General features: G+C 61.1%; 17 protein-coding genes and 1 tRNA gene. 8 read left to right on the top strand and 10 right to left on the bottom strand.

Features of this window, described 5'->3' with window-relative positions; all coding sequences use genetic code 11:
- Nucleotides 1–88: 88 nt before the first annotated feature.
- On the top strand, nt 89–400 hold the full coding sequence (locus RHIBR816_RS0125965) for a DUF1883 domain-containing protein (protein WP_018239510.1): 312 nt from the start codon (nt 89–91) through the stop codon (nt 398–400).
- Between the two features lie 33 nt (nt 401–433).
- Here RHIBR816_RS0125965 and fghA read toward each other — a convergent pair whose 3' ends face one another.
- The 5 genes from fghA to RHIBR816_RS0125990 form a co-directional block, all read right to left on the bottom strand.
- Nucleotides 434–1,267 (bottom strand): S-formylglutathione hydrolase, encoded by an 834-nt coding sequence (gene fghA / locus RHIBR816_RS0125970; RefSeq protein WP_018239511.1) that lies wholly within the window; start codon nt 1,265–1,267, stop codon nt 434–436.
- Nucleotides 1,268–1,284: 17 nt separating this feature from the next.
- Nucleotides 1,285–1,941, bottom strand: coding sequence for a DUF1345 domain-containing protein (locus RHIBR816_RS0125975; RefSeq protein WP_018239512.1), 657 nt, complete (start codon nt 1,939–1,941; stop codon nt 1,285–1,287).
- Between the two features lie 26 nt (nt 1,942–1,967).
- Nucleotides 1,968–2,408: a YaiI/YqxD family protein gene (locus RHIBR816_RS0125980; protein ID WP_018239513.1), complete on the bottom strand. Its 441-nt coding sequence runs from the start codon at nt 2,406–2,408 to the stop codon at nt 1,968–1,970.
- A gap of 76 nt (nt 2,409–2,484) precedes the next feature.
- The gene (locus RHIBR816_RS0125985; protein ID WP_018239514.1) at nt 2,485–3,612 is read right to left on the bottom strand and encodes an S-(hydroxymethyl)glutathione dehydrogenase/class III alcohol dehydrogenase; all 1,128 of its coding nucleotides are present in this window, start codon (nt 3,610–3,612) and stop codon (nt 2,485–2,487) included.
- A gap of 94 nt (nt 3,613–3,706) precedes the next feature.
- The gene (locus RHIBR816_RS0125990; protein WP_018239515.1) at nt 3,707–4,102 is read right to left on the bottom strand and encodes a helix-turn-helix domain-containing protein; all 396 of its coding nucleotides are present in this window, start codon (nt 4,100–4,102) and stop codon (nt 3,707–3,709) included.
- A 312-nt stretch (nt 4,103–4,414) separates the two neighbouring features.
- Here RHIBR816_RS0125990 and RHIBR816_RS0125995 point away from each other — a divergent pair, with 312 nt between their 5' ends.
- The gene (locus RHIBR816_RS0125995) at nt 4,415–5,290 is read left to right on the top strand and encodes a DMT family transporter (protein WP_018239516.1); all 876 of its coding nucleotides are present in this window, start codon (nt 4,415–4,417) and stop codon (nt 5,288–5,290) included.
- Between the two features lie 11 nt (nt 5,291–5,301).
- On the opposite strand, the gene lipB is transcribed toward RHIBR816_RS0125995, so the two are convergent.
- The gene (gene lipB / locus RHIBR816_RS0126000) at nt 5,302–6,057 is read right to left on the bottom strand and encodes a lipoyl(octanoyl) transferase LipB (RefSeq protein ID WP_026187435.1); all 756 of its coding nucleotides are present in this window, start codon (nt 6,055–6,057) and stop codon (nt 5,302–5,304) included.
- Between the two features lie 158 nt (nt 6,058–6,215).
- Here lipB and RHIBR816_RS0126005 point away from each other — a divergent pair.
- The 4 genes from RHIBR816_RS0126005 (at nt 6,216) to RHIBR816_RS0126020 (ending at nt 11,687) form a co-directional block, all read left to right on the top strand.
- Nucleotides 6,216–6,300 (top strand) — tRNA-Leu (locus RHIBR816_RS0126005).
- A 532-nt stretch (nt 6,301–6,832) separates the two neighbouring features.
- Nucleotides 6,833–8,782, top strand: coding sequence for a PrkA family serine protein kinase (locus RHIBR816_RS0126010; protein ID WP_018239518.1), 1,950 nt, complete (start codon nt 6,833–6,835; stop codon nt 8,780–8,782).
- Between the two features lie 25 nt (nt 8,783–8,807).
- Nucleotides 8,808–10,124, top strand: coding sequence for a YeaH/YhbH family protein (locus tag RHIBR816_RS0126015; RefSeq protein WP_018239519.1), 1,317 nt, complete (start codon nt 8,808–8,810; stop codon nt 10,122–10,124).
- A 12-nt stretch (nt 10,125–10,136) separates the two neighbouring features.
- Entirely contained in the window at nt 10,137–11,687 is a 1,551-nt protein-coding gene (locus RHIBR816_RS0126020; RefSeq protein ID WP_018239520.1) for a SpoVR family protein, read from the top strand.
- Nucleotides 11,688–11,753: 66 nt separating this feature from the next.
- On the opposite strand, the gene RHIBR816_RS0126025 is transcribed toward RHIBR816_RS0126020, so the two are convergent.
- The 3 genes from RHIBR816_RS0126025 to RHIBR816_RS0126035 all read right to left on the bottom strand — a co-directional run bounded on the left by RHIBR816_RS0126025 (nt 11,754) and on the right by RHIBR816_RS0126035 (nt 13,174).
- On the bottom strand, nt 11,754–12,122 hold the full coding sequence (locus RHIBR816_RS0126025) for a hypothetical protein (RefSeq protein WP_018239521.1): 369 nt from the start codon (nt 12,120–12,122) through the stop codon (nt 11,754–11,756).
- A 167-nt stretch (nt 12,123–12,289) separates the two neighbouring features.
- Complete coding sequence (locus RHIBR816_RS0126030) at nt 12,290–12,547, bottom strand: hypothetical protein (RefSeq protein WP_018239522.1); 258 nt, start codon at nt 12,545–12,547, stop codon at nt 12,290–12,292.
- 135 nt (nt 12,548–12,682) lie between these two features.
- Nucleotides 12,683–13,174 carry a peptide deformylase gene (locus RHIBR816_RS0126035; RefSeq protein WP_026187436.1) on the bottom strand — a complete coding sequence of 164 codons (492 nt, stop codon included), beginning with the start codon at nt 13,172–13,174 and terminating at the stop codon, nt 12,683–12,685.
- Between the two features lie 216 nt (nt 13,175–13,390).
- On the opposite strand from RHIBR816_RS0126035, the gene mgtE reads away from it, so the two are divergent.
- Both mgtE and RHIBR816_RS0126045 read left to right on the top strand, forming a co-directional pair.
- On the top strand, nt 13,391–14,812 hold the full coding sequence (mgtE, locus tag RHIBR816_RS0126040) for a magnesium transporter (RefSeq protein ID WP_018239524.1): 1,422 nt from the start codon (nt 13,391–13,393) through the stop codon (nt 14,810–14,812).
- Between the two features lie 65 nt (nt 14,813–14,877).
- A complete protein-coding gene (locus RHIBR816_RS0126045; protein ID WP_018239525.1) occupies nt 14,878–15,264 on the top strand; it encodes a MerR family DNA-binding transcriptional regulator in 387 nt (128 codons plus the stop codon).
- Between the two features lie 160 nt (nt 15,265–15,424).
- On the opposite strand, the gene RHIBR816_RS0126050 is transcribed toward RHIBR816_RS0126045, so the two are convergent.
- Nucleotides 15,425–15,898: an isoprenylcysteine carboxylmethyltransferase family protein gene (locus tag RHIBR816_RS0126050; RefSeq protein WP_018239526.1), complete on the bottom strand. Its 474-nt coding sequence runs from the start codon at nt 15,896–15,898 to the stop codon at nt 15,425–15,427.
- Nucleotides 15,899–15,901 lie beyond the last annotated feature (3 nt).

The raw sequence follows: 15,901 nt of genomic DNA on the forward strand, positions 1-15,901 counted from the left end.
GCCGCCCCCGCATGGTCTGCAACACCATTCGTTAAGCGCCCACCGCTACTGTCGTAGCGATGTCTTATATGTGACCCGGTCGGTGGCGATGGCGAAGCAAGCACTGAACTACACGCACTACGATCTGAAGGTGCAAAGGGCCGGCACGCGCATCGAGATCACTCTGTCGGCAGTTGCCAATGTTCGCCTGATGACCGATGTCAACTTCACGCGCTACACGGAGACGCTGAAGCATCAGTTTTTTGGTGGCGCGGCGCGGAAGTCGCCGCTGCGGATGACGATCCCGGAGACCGCGCACTGGCATCTCGTGATCGACACCGAAGGCCATCACGGCCTTGCGGAATCGAGCGTGCGCGTCATCGAATCTGCCGGCCAGCCGCGATTTCAGCCGGCGTCCTGAGCGAGAGCCCGAGATCGGCCAACGACGGGTGTCTCAGCCGAGTTTCTCCGCGTGCCACTTCAGGTGATCGTCCATGAAGGTCGAGATGAAGTAATAGGAGTGGTCGTAGCGCTCGTGCATGCGAAGCGTGAGGCCGATGCCGGTGCCCTTTACCGCCTCTTCGAAGAGCCACGGCCGCAAGCCGTTATCGAGGAAGCCGTCCGCCTTGCCCTGGTCGATCAGGAATTCCGGGAAGCGTGCCCCGTCCTCGACGAGCGCGCAGGCGTCGTATTTTCGCCATGCGGCTTTGTCCGCGCCGAGATATTTCTCGAAGGCGCCGACCGACCAATCGGCGGAAGACGGCGCCACGATCGGGGCGAAGGCGGAGCAGCTCCTGAAGCGCCCGGGGTTTTTGAGCGCGATCGTCATCGCGCCGTGGCCGCCCATCGAATGGCCGAAGATGCCCTGTCGGTCCATGTCGGCGCGGAACTGCTCGCGGATGAGGGCCGGAAGTTCTTCAGTGATGTAGCTGTACATCCGGTAGTGCTCGGCCCAGGGCTCCTGCGTCGCATCGAGATAGAATCCGGCGCCCTTGCCCATCTGCCAATTCGTCAGCTCGTCGGCCACGTCGGCTCCGCGCGGGCTGGTATCCGGGCAGACGACGATCAGTCCGAGCGCAGACGCCAGGCGGCGGTATTCGCCCTTTTCCATGACGTTGGCATGGGTGCAGGTGAGGCCGGAGAGATACCAAAGGACCGGGCGCGGCTCGCTGGTCGCCTGCGGCGGCACATAGACGGCGAAGGTCATTTCGCCCTTGCAGGCCTTGGAGTCATGGGCGAAGACGCCCTGCATGCCGCCGAAGGCAGTGTTCTGCGAGATGATCTTCATCGAAATGCTCCCTGTACTCATGGAGTGCCGCCCGCAAGCTGAACCGCGGCATTGACCGCGGCTGCAACCAGCACCGTGTTGAAGAAGAACGACACGACCGCATGCATCAGGTTGACGCGTCGCATTGCCGTCGTGGTGATGGCGACGTCGGAGGTTTGCGCGGTCATGCCGATGACGAAGGCAAAATAGAGAAAGTCGTAACCGCCGGGCGCGTCCGTTTCCGGAAAGGCAAGGCCCCGCGACGCCGGATTGCTGCCGTCGGCTCGACGGTTCGCAAGCCAGTAGAGATGCGCATAGTGCAGCGCCGCCATCGTATGGACGGTTGCCCATCCAAGGGTGACCGAGGCGAAGGCGAGGGTCAATTCGACCGCGCCGCCGTCCCCGGTGCGATTGAGCGCGACGAACAGCGCAACCAGCGAGATCGCTGCCGCCGAAAGCGTCACGAGGAAGATGACAGGTTCCGGTTCGCCGGTGTCGCGTGCATTCGCCGCGAGATAACCGCCGGTTAGCTTGGGCAGCCGGAAGGCCGTTATCGTCAGGTAGATGCAGAAGAAGACAATGGCGGCGACCTCGATCGCCTGATCGCGAAACAGCGCATGGCCCACCGGCGCACTGACAAGGGCACCGGTGAGCGCCAGGTAGAATGGCCAATGTCTCAGCCGATTTGATGTCATTCGCCACTCACACTGCCGTTCCGCGCTCACCTTTTGACGCGACGGCAGAGCCGGTCAAGAGTTTCGAGAAAGGCAGAGCGGTCTCGCGCGGAGAAAGAGGCGTTGTAGCCCTTGCTTTCGCCCGTCTCCCGCAGGTGGGCACCAAGGTCGCGCATCGCGGAAGCCATGCCGATGTTCGTCTTGTCGAAGACGCGGCCGGTAGGGCCAGTGACGAGCGCGCCCGCGATGACGCAGCGCCCGGCAAGCGGAACGTCGGCGGTGATGACGATGTCACCTTCGCCCGCGTGCTCGGCAATCCAATTGTCGGCGGCGTCGAAGCCGGCCGAGACGATGACGTTGTGCACCATCGGGTCACGCGAAGGCCGCAGGCCCGAATTGGCGACAAGGGTGACTTCGAAGCCGTGGCGTTCGGCAACCTTGAGGATTTCCGCCTTCACCGGGCAGGCATCGGCATCGACATAGATCATGATTGCGATTCGCTGCAGCCGCGGAAAGCGCCGGATTTCAATTGGTTCCGGCGCTTCCCTGATTCATGATGTGAGCTCAGTAGAGCACGACCGAACGGATGCTTTCGCCGGAATGCATCAGCTCGAAGCCCTTGTTGATCTCCTCGAGCGGCATCGTGTGGGTGATCATCGGGTCGATCTCGATCTTGCCCTCCATGTACCAGTCGACGATCTTCGGCACGTCGGTGCGGCCGCGGGCGCCGCCGAACGCGGTGCCCATCCAGGAGCGGCCGGTGACAAGCTGGAACGGCCGGGTGGAAATCTCCTGGCCGGCGCCGGCCACCCCGATCACCACCGACTTGCCCCAGCCGCGATGCGAGGCCTCGAGCGCCTGGCGCATCACCTTCACATTGCCGGTGCAGTCGAAGGTGTAGTCGGCGCCGCCGATCTGGTCGGCGCCGCGCTTCGTCAGGTTGACGAGATAGGCGACGATATCCTCGTCGATCTCCGTCGGGTTGACGAAATGGGTCATGCCGAAGCGTTCGCCCCAGGCCTTCTTGTCGTTGTTCAGATCGACGCCGATGATCATGTCGGCGCCGGCAAGGCGAAGCCCCTGGATGACGTTGAGACCGATGCCGCCCAAACCGAAGACGACCGCGGTGGAGCCCATCTCCACCTTGGCGGTGTTGATCACCGCGCCGATGCCGGTGGTGACGCCGCAGCCGATATAGCAGATCTTGTCGAAGGGGGCGTCCGGGTTGACCTTGGCGACGGCGATCTCCGGCAAGACGGTGAAGTTGGCGAAGGTCGAGCAGCCCATATAGTGGTGGATCTTGTCCTTGCCGATCGAAAAGCGGCTCGTGCCGTCCGGCATCAGCCCTTGCCCCTGGGTGGCGCGGATGGCGGTGCAAAGATTGGTCTTGCGGGACAGGCAGGAGGGGCAGGACCGGCATTCCGGCGTGTAGAGCGGAATCACATGGTCGCCCTTCTTGACCGAGGTGACGCCGGGGCCGACATCGACGACGATGCCGGCGCCCTCATGGCCGAGGATCGCCGGAAACAGCCCCTCGGGGTCGGCACCCGACAGGGTGAAGTCGTCGGTGTGGCAGATGCCGGTCGCTTTGACCTCGATCAGCACCTCGCCGGCCTTCGGGCCCTCGAGCTGTACGGTCATGATTTCCAGCGGCTTGCCGGCCTGAACGGCCACGGCGGCACGTACGTCCATCTCTCTTCTCCCTCGAAATCGCAACTGTTCGGCGATCGCACTGCAACCGTCAATACAACGACAGGCGCCGCGCGTAAGCTGAAAACTGCATGACTTAGCGGATAATTTCCTCGATCCGTTCGAGCTCGCCTTCGAGCACTGCAATCGCCTCTGCGGTCTGCGCGTGGAGCCTTTTGACGATCTCGAGCTGTTCGCGAAGCGCGACCTGCGAAGGGGCCGGGGCCTCGTCAGGGGCGCGCCCGGTCCCGGTAACCAGCCAGGCCGGCGTGACGCCGAGTGCTCCGGCGAGCATGAAAAGCAGGTTTGTGCGGGGCTCGGCGCGGTCGCGTTCCCAGGAGGATATCGTCTCGCTGCGCACCCCGATCCTGCCTGCCAGTTCCCTGATCGAAAGCTTTGCCGCGTCGCGCGCTCTCCAGATACGGCCGCCCAGCGTGTCGCCGTCTCCTGTCTGGCGCAGGCGCGCGATCACGGTTTCGGTGGATAAGCGCATGGCTCGCTCTCCTCTTGACCTGACACCTTCAGTGGCTCGACGGCGGCTGACTTGCCGGCTATGAGCGAAGGCGAGTGTAAGTCTATAGGCTTTCCCCCGGGGGCAGAGCATTCCGAAGCGGCATAAACACGGTCAAATGCGGCTAGCCGCCGATCGATCCCCTGTCCACGGCCCATTCAACGAGGACGTTGAAACAGCGATAAAACGGGTTAGGGTCGGCAACGACGTTCAGCACCCATTCTGGAAATCTTGCTCGTGAACGAAAACGCACAAGTGGCTGCTCCCCAAAGCAGTGCGGTTATGCAGGGTGTGATGATCATGCTGTTTGCCATGATCATTCTGCCCTGCATGGATGCCATCGCGAAATACATGGCGGTTCACGAGGGCATGTCGCCTGGGCAGGTGACCTTCTATCGCTTCTTCTTTCAACTCGTCTCGATCGTTCCGCTGCTGCTGACGGCCGGAGGCTTGCGGGCGATCTATCCGAAGCGACTTTGGCCCAACCTGCTGCGCGGCGTGCTGCTTGCGGGGGCGGCGCTGCTCTTTTTCGTTTCCGTGAAATACATGCCGCTTGCCGACGCATTCGCAATCTATTTCGTCGAGCCCTTCATCCTGACATGCCTTTCGGCATTGATCCTGCGGGAGAAGGTCGGCTGGCGCCGGTGGACGGCGATTGCCGTTGGTTTCGGCGGCGCGATGATCGTTATCCAGCCGAGCTTTGCCGTCTTCGGATTGACGGCGCTGCTACCGATGGTCTGCGCCTTCCTGTTCGCCTGCTATCTCTTCCTCAACCGCGCGGTCGGCAGTGCCGACTCGCCACTTGCCATGCAGACGGTCGCCGGTGTCGGCGGTACGCTCTTCATGGTGGCCGTCATCGCGATCGGCAATGGACTGGGCGCTGTCGACTTCGAGCCATCGCTGCCGCGATCGGGCGTCGGCTGGATCCTCGTCATCGCCCTGGGCACGATTTCGGGCTACGGCCATCTCCTCGTCGTGAAGGCATTCCGCCTGGCGCCGCTGTCGCTGTTGGCGCCGTTCCACTATTTCGAGATCGTCTCCGCGACGGCCCTCGGCTACCTTGTCTTCGGCGACTTTCCGACGCCCTCGCGATGGCTCGGCATTGCCATCATTGTCGGCTCCGGACTGTTCATCATCTGGCGTGAAAGAGGAAAGCGGCCGCCGAATTAACGCGCTTCCGGTTATTCGTTGTCGGTGCGCGTCGGACCGAACACCTGTTCGAACGCTTCCCTGATCCGTATATCTACGTCGGACATCATCACCGGCAGGCCCAGATCGACAAGGCTGGTCACGCCAAAGTCCCGAATGCCGCAGGGCACAATTCCGCCGAAATGGTCGAGATCCGGATCGACGTTCAGCGAGAAGCCATGGAAGCTTACCCATTTGCGCAACCGGATGCCGATGGCGGCGATTTTGTCTTCGGCCGTCGATCCGTCGATGAGCGGCAACTTTTCCGGGCGGCGCACCCAGACGCCGACGCGGTCCTCCCGCCGTTCTCCCTTGATGTTCATCGAAGCGAGAGTTCCGATGACGACGCTTTCGAGGGCAGCGACGAAACCGCGAACGTCCTGGCGGCGGCGCTTCAGGTCGAGCATGACATAGACGACCCGCTGTCCCGGGCCGTGATAGGTGTATTCGCCGCCGCGACCGGTCGCAAATACTGGGAAGCGTCCGGGCATCACCAGGTCCGTTTCATTAGCGCTCGTCCCCGCCGTGTAGAGGGGCGGGTGCTCGACCAGCCAGACGAGCTCGTCGGCGGTGCCGTCCGCAATCGCGGCGGCCTCCCGCTCCATTGTTTCGACCGCCTGTGGATAATCGACAAGGGAGGGGGCGATGCGCCAGCGCACCGGTGGCGATTCCGCTGGAGCGAACATGGTCTGGCTGAGAGTCTCACGCTGCATGGGGGGCCTGCATTGATGATTTTCCGGCCTGTAAATGGGGCCGTGCGCGGCAAGAGTCCAGCGTTTCCAGCGCTTCGCGGAGGGGGCGCGTAAATAGTTCCATTTCCCGTCAAATTTCTGACGCCATACCCTTGTGCACCCCGAATCCTTTTGCTACATGCAGCCCCGCCGACGCAATCGGCACCTACCACGATGCGGTCGTGGCGGAATTGGTAGACGCGCAGCGTTGAGGTCGCTGTGGGGCAACCCGTGGAAGTTCGAGTCTTCTCGACCGCACCATCGAATTTAAAGAACCCCCGTAAACCTATGGTTTGGCGGGGTTTTTATTTGTCCGAGGGCGGCAAACGGGCTTCTCGACAGGCTCGGCCGCCGGGGCCGCCGCAGCTTCCTCTCGTACATATGGGCGCCGTTTCTCTTCCAGACTTGTTAGTGTGTGTCCGGTCAGGCTACTCACGATGTCACCGTCTCTACACAACATTGTTTACCGCTAAATTCGTGAAATCCTAAAAAAAAGTCGGCGAATGGCCGGGTTTTAGTTATGCTCCTATTGTCATGACGGATTCGCGAGAAGCGCCGGCATGATGGGGTGACAGAGCGACGAGTCTTGCGGAATGGCGTCCTCGATCCTTGTAGAGGCGCCGATCGATCGGTCCCGAACTGATGTGCGGATGTCGTCGTGAGCTGCTGCTTCGGCATCCGTTTACAGTGCCGGTTAAGAAGGAACTTTGAAGTCAGCAAACCGTTCACTTGAAGCAATAGCCGACAGGCAGCGATCCCGGTTCAACCAAGCGGCTTGCCGCGGGAGAGCACGATGCAAAGGAGTGAATCTGACGTCTTCGACCTCTTTTCGGAGATCTATTCGAGTGCAGCGCAAGAAGAGATAAGTCTACAGGAATATCTCCTCGCATGTCGCGACGACAAGAGTATGTACGCCACCGCGCAGGAGCGGATGGTGGATGCCATCGGAGAACCGATCCTCGTCGATACCAGCGCTGACGAGCGCCTCGGCCGAATCTTCGCCAACCGAACCATCAAGATCTATCCGGCCTTCTCCGATTTCTTCGGCATGGAAGACACGATCGAGCGGATCGTCGGTTACTTCCGCTACGCTGCTCAGGGCCTCGAAGAGCGCAAGCAGATACTCTACCTCCTTGGGCCCGTCGGCGGCGGCAAGTCGTCGCTTGCGGAACGGCTGAAGAAGCTCATGGAACAGCGGCCGATCTATACACTGATGGTCGACGGCAAGATCAGCCCGGTCTTCGAGTCTCCGCTGGGCCTGTTTCATCCCGAGCGCATGGCCGACCTGTTGGAAGACAAGTACGGCATTGCAAGGCGAAGGCTGACCGGCCTGATTTCGCCCTGGGCGGCAAAGCGGCTCGACGAGGTCGGCGGCGACATATCGAAATTCAGTGTCGTCAAGCTGACGCCGTCGCGGCTGCGTCAGGTGGCCATTGCCAAGACGGAACCCGGCGACGAAAACAACCAGGACGTCTCTTCGCTGGTCGGCAAGGTCGATATCCGCCAACTCGAGAACTACAGCCAGGCGGATCCGGATGCCTATTCCTATAGCGGCGGTCTGAACCGGACCACACAGGGGCTGCTCGAATTCGTCGAGATGTTCAAGGCCCCGATCAAGGTCCTCCACCCGCTTCTGACTGCGACCCAGGAAGGCAGCTACAACGGTACGGAGAACTTCGGTGCCTTCCCGTATCAGGGTACGATCCTGGCGCATTCGAACGAATCGGAATGGCTCCAGTTCAAGAACAACCGAAACAACGAAGCGTTCCTCGACCGCATCCTCGTCGTCAAGGTTCCCTATTGCCTGCGCGTCACCGAGGAGAAGATGATCTATGAGAAGCTTCTCCGCGAAAGCGAGCTGTTCAACAATCCCTGCTCGCCGGAAGTGCTGGAAATCCTCAGCCGCTTTACGGTCTCCACAAGGCTCGTCCCCCACGAAAACTCGTCGCTCTACACGAAGATGCGTGTCTATGACGGCGAGAACCTCAAGGATGTCGATCCGAAGGCACGATCGGTTCAGGAGTATCGTGACGCCGCCGGCGTCGACGAAGGCATGACGGGCGTCAGCACGCGCTTCGCCTTCAAGGTTCTGTCGGAGACCTTCAACTACGATACGAAGGAGGTCGCCGCCGATCCGGTTCACCTGATGTACATCATAGAACAGGCCATCAAGCGCGAGCAGTTCGCCAAGGAAACCGAAGCCGCCTATCTCGACTTCATCAAGTCGGAGCTCGCCAGCCGCTATGCGGAGTTCATCGGCCACGAGATCCAGAAAGCCTATCTGGAATCCTACAGCGAATACGGCCAGAACCTCTTCGACCGCTACATCGCCTATGCCGACGCATGGCTTGAAGACCAGGACTTCAAGGATCCCGATACGGGTCAGATCCTCAACCGCAAGATCCTCGACAGCGAGCTGTCGCAGATCGAGAAGCCGGCGGGCATCGCCAACCCGAAGGACTTCCGCAACGAGGTCGTCAAGTTCACGCTGCGGGCCCGTGCCAAGAATCACGGCCGCAACCCGTCCTGGACGAGCTACGAAAAGCTCAGGGAAGTCATCGAGAAACGCATGTTCGGTCAGGTCGAGGACCTGCTGCCGGTTATCAGCTTCGGTTCCAAGAAGGACAGCGCGACCGAGAAGCAGCATGTCGAATTCGTCCAGCGCATGAAGGAGCGCGGATACACCGAACGGCAGGTGCGTCGATTGGTCGACTGGTACATGCGGGTGAACAAAGCAGGTTAAGGGCGCGGTTAGCAGGGGGCAGCATATGCCGAACTTTATCGACCGCCGCCTTAACCCGAAGGACAAGAGTCTCGGTAACAGGCAACGCTTCCTGAAGCGTGCGCGCGAGGAACTGAAGCGGGCAATCAAGGAACAGGTCAAGTCGGGAAAGATTGCCGACGTCGACACTGATCACAATGTGTCGATGCCTGCCCGCGGCGTCAGCGAGCCGACGTTCCAGCCGGCCGGAAACTCCGGCGAACGGCAATATGTCCTGCCCGGCAATCGTGAGTTCGCGGCCGGGGACCGTCTTCCAAAACGATCCTCCGGCGGCGGTGCCACCGGCGCAGGGGCTGGAACCGGACAGAGCGAGGACGAATTTCAATTCGTCCTTTCGCGCGAGGAGGTTCTCGATCTCTTCTTCGAGGACCTGGAGCTTCCCGACATGGTCAAGCTCAACCTCAAGGAATCAGTCGCCTTCAAGCGGCGGCGCGCCGGCTTTGCCGCGACCGGCTCCCCCACGAACATCAATGTGGGCCGTACGATGCGCAACAGCTACGGCCGCCGCATCGCCCTGCACCGGCCGGGGCGAAAGGAAGTCGAAGCACTTGCGGAGGAGATCGCCCGGCTGGAGGCCATGCCCAAGTCCGGTGAAAAGCACCAGCAGCGCCTCGATGAACTGCGCCAGACGCTGGATAAGCTGGAGCGCCGGCGCCGGCGCATTCCCTATGTCGATCCGGTCGATATCCGCTTCAATCGCTTCGAGCCGCAGCCGCTGCCGAATGCCAGCGCCGTGATGTTCTGCCTGATGGATGTCTCCGCTTCCATGGGCGAACGCGAGAAGGACCTGGCGAAGCGCTTCTTCGTGCTGCTGCACCTCTTTCTGAAGCGACGCTATGACAGGATCGACATCGTCTTCATTCGCCACACGGACGAGGCAGGCGAGGTGGACGAGAACACCTTCTTCTACAGCAAGCAGAGCGGGGGCACGATCGTCTCGACGGCGCTCGAGGAGATGCTCCGGGTCATTCGGGAGCGCTATCCGGCCCGCGAGTGGAATATCTATGCGGCCCAGGCCTCGGACGGCGAGAACATCTCCGGCGACTCGGAGCGTTGCGCGTCGCTGTTGCACGACGAATTGATGCGGCTTTGCCAGTATTACGCCTATGTCGAGATCATCGATGAGCGCGAGACGGAAATTTTCGGTACCACCGACAACGGAACCTCGCTCTGGCGTGCCTATCGAACGGTCGATGGCGAGTGGCCGAATTTCCAGATGACCCGCATCGCCAAGCCGGCCGACATTTATCCCGTCTTCCGGAAGCTTTTCGGCAAACAGCCGGCAGTGCAAGTGCGTAAGTGAGAGGCGACCGGGATGGCAAAAAAGGGTGCGGCTACAAACCTGCTGTTTCAGGGCTCCGACTGGAATTTCGAGACGCTCTCGCGCACCTACGACGCGATCGAGACCGTCGCGCTCGAGGACCTCGGGCTGGACGTCTATCCCAATCAGCTCGAGATCATCTCTTCCGAGCAGATGCTCGACGCCTATTCTTCCGTCGGCATGCCGCTGATGTACCAGCACTGGTCCTTCGGCAAGCGATTCGTCTTCGAGGACAACCTGTATCGCAAGGGCAGACGCGGACTTGCCTACGAGTTGGTCATCAACTCCAATCCCTGCATCACCTATCTGATGGAGGAAAACACCATGGCCATGCAGGCCCTGGTGACGGCGCACGCGGCCTTTGGCCACAACCATTTCTTCAAGAACAACTACCTCTTCCGGCAATGGACCGACGCCAGCGCCATTCTGAGCTACATGGAGTTCGCCAAGAAATACATTACCAAATGCGAGGAGCGCTACGGGACCACGGCCGTGGAGGCCATTCTCGATTCCGCCCATGCCCTGATGGACCAGGGCGTCTTCCGCTACCGGCGGCCGCCGAGGCTGTCGTCGGAAAAGGAGCGGGAGCGGATGCGCGAAAGACTCGAATACGAGGAGCAGACCTATAGCGACCTGTGGCGGACGCTTCCGCAGGCGAGCGAGAGCAGTGATCCGGACGCCCTCGAACGGGACGTCTCGGAGCGCAAGAAGGCCCTCAACCTGCCGGAGGAGAACCTTCTTTATTTCCTGGAGAAGACCAGCTTGATCCTTGAGCCCTGGCAGCGGGAAATCCTGAGGATCGTCCGTGTCATCGCTCAATACTTCTACCCGCAGCGGCAGACCAAGGTGATGAACGAGGGATGCGCGACCTTCGTTCACTACACCATCATGAACACGCTTTTCGATCAGGGGAGAATAACCGAGGGCTCGATCCTGGAGATGCTTCAGAGCCATACGAACGTGGTCTTCCAACCGTCTTTCGACGACCCGCGCTTTCCCGGGATCAACCCTTATGCGCTCGGCTTCGCCATGATGCAGGACATCGAGCGGATCTGCGTCGACCCGACTGGCGAGGACCGGGACTGGTTTCCCGAGATCGCCGGCAGCGGCAACTGGCGCGAGACGTTGCTGGACGCCTGGGCGAACCACCGGGACGAGTCCTTCATCTTGCAGTATCTGAGCCCAGCGCTGATACGCAAGTTCAGGCTGTTCCTGCTGTCGGATGAGGCGGACGAGAAATACTGCGAGGTCGCCTCGATCCACAACGAGCGCGGCTATGAGGCCATCCGTACGGCCCTCGCACGCAGCTACGACATCGGCGCCAATCAGCCGGATATTCAGGTCATGGATGTCGACCTCCTGGGCGATCGCCACCTGCGGCTGCAGCACAACGTGAAGAGCGGCATACTTCTCGATGAGGCCAGCCGCGACGCCACGCTCCGCCATGTTCGTCATTTGTGGGGGTACGAAGTCAGCCTCGCCGGCGTCGAGGCTGAAACGGGCGACACACTCTATGAGTGCTCGACGGCGGAAATAGAAGAATGAGGCAGCCCGCGCCCGCGGCGCGGAGTGCTGGATGTTCCCGATTCTAGCAGCTGTTCAGCGGTCCCGTCACTTCTCCGTCCCGTTGGGTGCAACCTGCTGCGTTTCTCCGCCGGTTCCGGTTTGCGCGGTAGGGTCCCGGTCGGTCGGGGCGGGGATGGCGGGAGCCGACTGATTCTGATCGACGCTGCCGGTTTGCTCGGTCGACGGGCCGGGCTGCATCTGCTCCGTTTCCGCTGTGCGATCGCTGTCTATGCTTTCGCCCCAGATTTCGACGGCGCCCCAGACAACGAAGGCCAGAAGCAGCCCGCCGACGAGCACGGCCAGAACTGCTGAACCGTTGCGGCCCTGCTTCGCCTCCTCAGCCGAAAAGGTCCGTCTCTCGGCGCCGTGTGTCGCGCTTGCCGGATCGCCGCGTTCGTCGAGATATTTGGCCATGGCATCGTCTCCTTGGCGCATCGGCCCGAAAATCGGAATCGATTTTCGGAAAGCACGATGCGTAGGTTCAAAGTGTTACAGCGTCCTTGGCGCGTCTGAAAAGACGCGCGGCGCTGTAAGGTTTGTCCTTGGAGAACGGGCTTGGCATCGCAATGTTCCGAGAGGGCTCATTCGCCCAAGGAATCGACCATGCTGCGGCGGATGAGCTTGTAGGTGCGGTCGGGCTGAACCTCGTAGGTTTCGTAGACCGTCCTGCCTTCATGCAGGAACCGATTCTGGATCTTCGTGCCGGGGGCGGCCTGCGTCTTCCGGGACGAGGCGGTTTCTCCATAGGTGAGACTTCCGGGGAGCGGCTCGAGGTCGGGCTTCGCCGTGCATCCGGCGAGGGTTAAGGTGCAAAGGAGGGTGAGGCGCAGAAGTTTCATCGCATGTCCTTCGGTGTCATTCCGGAACGGCCGAGTCCGGCTCAGTTGTGTCCGCCTCGCGAGACCGCCGCGGGCCTTCCGAGAGTGGTGCGACCCTATTGAACTGGAAACCGCCGCGCAACCTTGAGGCGTCGGTCAGGTCAGCTTTTCAAACCGTTTGACCGCCCGTTCGCGCTTCAGTCTCGACAGTCGACGGATCCAGAAGATGCCGTCGAGCTGGTCGATCTCGTGTTGAAGGCAGACAGCCATCAATCCGCTTGCCTCTTCCTCAAGCGTCTCGCCCGAGATCGTCTGGTAGCGAACACGAATTCTGCTCGGTCGCTCCACCTCTTCCGAGATGCCGGGCATCGAGATGCTGCCTTCGCTATGGCGCGCCGTCTCCGCCGAGCGCCAGACGATCTCGGGATTGACGAAGGCCCGTGGGCCGGCCCGGCGGTCGAGCTCGATCACCGTCAGACGGTATAGGACACCGACATGCGGCGCCGTGATGCCGATTCCGGGCGCAGCCCGCATCGTCTCCGTGAGGTCGTCGACGAGACTGTGCAGATCATCGTCGAAGCGACTGACCCTTTCGGCGCTCCTGCCGAGCATAGGATTTGGAAACCGGATGATTGGTCGAACGGCCATGCGGATGCTCTCTGCTGAGTGGTCCTTCTTGTCGCTCCCGGGCGATGCTGGAAGGCCTTACTCGTTTCACTTTTTTCATGTGCCTTTGCAACAGCTTGGAGAAAAGGTCCACGGATCGGCGTCGATCTGTGGACCTCGACGGAGCTTTGCGCTAGCAGGGCAATGGGCCGTTTATAGTGCAGGTTCGGGCGGCCTATTCTTTTGGAGGGCGGGTCCATGAGCGATACAGGCGACGGCGACCGCGGTTCCGAGGAAATCGCTGCCTTTGAAGGTTCGGATATTTACGCCGACGATGGTTCGGTGCGTTCGGATTTCCTGATGCACGTCGGTGCCGCGATTGCCGATCGCGACACGATCTATCTTCGCAAGCACGTCGCCGGCCTGCACTCGTCCGAATTGGGCGATCTCATCGCGGCAATCCAACCGGAACAGCGCCTGGCGCTTGTCTCGCTGCTTGGCAAGGAGTTCGACCTTGCGGCGCTGACCGAGGTCGACGAGGCGATCCGCCTCGATATCGTCGAGCATATGCCGAACGAGCAGATCGCCGAGGCGATCGGCGAAATGGATTCCGACGATGCGGTCTACATTCTCGAAGACCTCGACGAGGAGGACCAGGAGGAAATCCTCGCCAAGCTGTCCTTCACCGAACGCGTCCGTCTACGCCGCTCGCTCGACTATCCGGAAAGCACCGCCGGCCGGCGGATGCAGACCGAGTTCGTGGCCGTGCCGCCTTTCTGGACGGTTGGTCAGACGATCGACTACATGCGCGAGGAGGAAGATCTCCCCGACAGCTTCACGCAGATCTTCGTGATCGACCCCACCTTCAAACTGCTCGGCACCGTCGATCTGGATCGTGTGCTGCGCACCAAGCGATCTGTGAAGATCGATGCGATCATGCGCGACACCAGTCACTCGGTCCCGGCCGAAATGGATCAGGAGGAGGCGGCCCAGCTTTTCGAGCAGTACGATCTCTTGTCGGCAGCCGTTGTCGACGACAACGGGCGCCTGGTCGGGGTCCTGACGATCGACGACGTCGTGGACGTCATTCAGGAGGAGGCCGAGGAAGACCTGCTGCGCCTGAGCGGCGTTGGCGACGAGGAACTGTCGGACTCCGTTACCGAGGCATCCCGCTCACGCGTTCCCTGGCTGCTCGTCAATTCGATGACCGCCTGCATCTCCGCCTCGGTCATCGGCCTCTTCGATGCCACGATCCAGCAGATCGTTGCGCTCGCCATCCTCATGCCGATCGTCGCCGGCATGGGCGGCAATGCCGGATCGCAGACGATGACCGTGACGGTGCGCGCCCTCGCGACCCGCGGGCTCGATATCCACAACGCGCCACGGATCATCCGGCGCGAAGCCGGCGTCGGCCTGCTGAATGGGATGATTTTCGGCAGCCTCATCGGTCTCGTGGCGGGCCTCTGGTTTCAGGACCCGAATATCGGCGGCATTATCGCAACCGCGATGTTGATCAACATGATGGCAGCGGCGCTCGCCGGCATCCTGATCCCGCTTCTGCTGGACAAATCCGGCGCCGATCCGGCTGTCTCCTCCGCTGTCTTCGTGACGGCGGTCACCGATGTCACCGGCTTCTTCAGCTTCCTCGGTATCGCCACCTGGTGGTTCCATGTCACATAAGGCGCGTGTTTGACTTTTACGTCAAAGTCAATGATAGTGAGCCTGCAATTTGATGGAATGGCGGCGTGGAAAAGTACTATAGCATTACGGAACTGACGCGGGAATTCGGTATCTCGACCCGAACGCTGCGCTTCTACGAGGATGAAGGTCTCATCCATCCGGAGCGTCGCGGGCGAACGCGCCTGTTTCGGCCGGCTGACCGGCATCTGATCAAGGAAATCCTGCGCGGCCGCCGGATCGGTTTCACCATCGCGGAGATCCGCGAGATCATTCAGGTCTACAAGGATCCGCCAGGCGAAATCGGCCAATTACAGCTACTGATGAAGCGCGTCGAGGAAAAGCGCGAGGATCTGCGGCAGAAGCGCAAGGATATCGACGACACACTTGACGAGCTCAACAATGTCGAGGAAGCCTGCCTGACGCGCCTGGCAGAGATCGGCGTCGGGACGTAACGCGCGGAAAATTTGAAGTCGTCGAAAAGGTGGCCGCGTGCTGCCTTTTTCGTACGCCGCTTACAGCGCCGCGCGTCTATTCAGACGCGCAAAGGACGCTGTAGCACTTTGAATCTACATCTGCTTTCCGAAAGTCGATTCCGATTTTCGAGCCGATGCGCTAGATCCACCGCGTCGTGTGGCGGCAATAGCGTTCGAATTCGAATCCGAATCGTGAGAGCAGGTGCCGCTCCTCGTTACGCACCGCAATCAGCGTCGTCAGGGCGATGGCAACGATCCCCATGACGAAGAACCAGGGATTGAGGGTGATCAGCCCCAGGCCAACCATCACGAAGGTATAGCCGAGATAGATCGGGTTGCGGGTGAAGCGGAAGGGGCCGCCGGTGACCAGGCAAGTTGCTGAGCGGTGGGGAAGCACTGCCGTGTGGCGATCGAGTAGGGCCTTGATGGCCCAGAGATCGAGCAAGACCGCCAGCAGGATCAAGGCGCATCCCGCCAGCCACCGAACCCAGCCATGCCCGTGGGCGACGGGGATGGGAAAAACACCCCCAAGCGCCAAAGCCGCTAGGGCCGCCGTGCCATAAATCAGCGGAGGCCATGGAAAATTCAGCGGCTTGGCACGATAGGCATTCATGTC

This window comes from Ensifer sp. BR816 (assembly GCF_000378985.1).
Classification (GTDB): domain Bacteria; phylum Pseudomonadota; class Alphaproteobacteria; order Rhizobiales; family Rhizobiaceae; genus Sinorhizobium.

Bases quoted from the DNA above. Each gene is read 5' to 3' on its own strand.
- RHIBR816_RS0125965 (WP_018239510.1), top strand. From the start codon at position 89: ATGGCGAAGCAAGCACTGAACTACACGCACTACGATCTGAAGGTGCAA.
- fghA (WP_018239511.1), bottom strand. From the start codon at position 1,267: ATGAAGATCATCTCGCAGAACACTGCCTTCGGCGGCATGCAGGGCGTC.
- RHIBR816_RS0125975 (WP_018239512.1), bottom strand. From the start codon at position 1,941: ATGACATCAAATCGGCTGAGACATTGGCCATTCTACCTGGCGCTCACC.
- RHIBR816_RS0125980 (WP_018239513.1), bottom strand. From the start codon at position 2,408: ATGATCTATGTCGATGCCGATGCCTGCCCGGTGAAGGCGGAAATCCTC.
- RHIBR816_RS0125985 (WP_018239514.1), bottom strand. From the start codon at position 3,612: ATGGACGTACGTGCCGCCGTGGCCGTTCAGGCCGGCAAGCCGCTGGAA.
- RHIBR816_RS0125990 (WP_018239515.1), bottom strand. From the start codon at position 4,102: ATGCGCTTATCCACCGAAACCGTGATCGCGCGCCTGCGCCAGACAGGA.
- RHIBR816_RS0125995 (WP_018239516.1), top strand. From the start codon at position 4,415: ATGATCATGCTGTTTGCCATGATCATTCTGCCCTGCATGGATGCCATC.
- RHIBR816_RS0126010 (WP_018239518.1), top strand. From the start codon at position 6,833: ATGCAAAGGAGTGAATCTGACGTCTTCGACCTCTTTTCGGAGATCTAT.
- RHIBR816_RS0126015 (WP_018239519.1), top strand. From the start codon at position 8,808: ATGCCGAACTTTATCGACCGCCGCCTTAACCCGAAGGACAAGAGTCTC.
- RHIBR816_RS0126020 (WP_018239520.1), top strand. From the start codon at position 10,137: ATGGCAAAAAAGGGTGCGGCTACAAACCTGCTGTTTCAGGGCTCCGAC.
- RHIBR816_RS0126025 (WP_018239521.1), bottom strand. From the start codon at position 12,122: ATGGCCAAATATCTCGACGAACGCGGCGATCCGGCAAGCGCGACACAC.
- RHIBR816_RS0126030 (WP_018239522.1), bottom strand. From the start codon at position 12,547: ATGAAACTTCTGCGCCTCACCCTCCTTTGCACCTTAACCCTCGCCGGA.
- RHIBR816_RS0126035 (WP_026187436.1), bottom strand. From the start codon at position 13,174: ATGGCCGTTCGACCAATCATCCGGTTTCCAAATCCTATGCTCGGCAGG.
- mgtE (WP_018239524.1), top strand. From the start codon at position 13,391: ATGAGCGATACAGGCGACGGCGACCGCGGTTCCGAGGAAATCGCTGCC.
- RHIBR816_RS0126050 (WP_018239526.1), bottom strand. From the start codon at position 15,898: ATGAATGCCTATCGTGCCAAGCCGCTGAATTTTCCATGGCCTCCGCTG.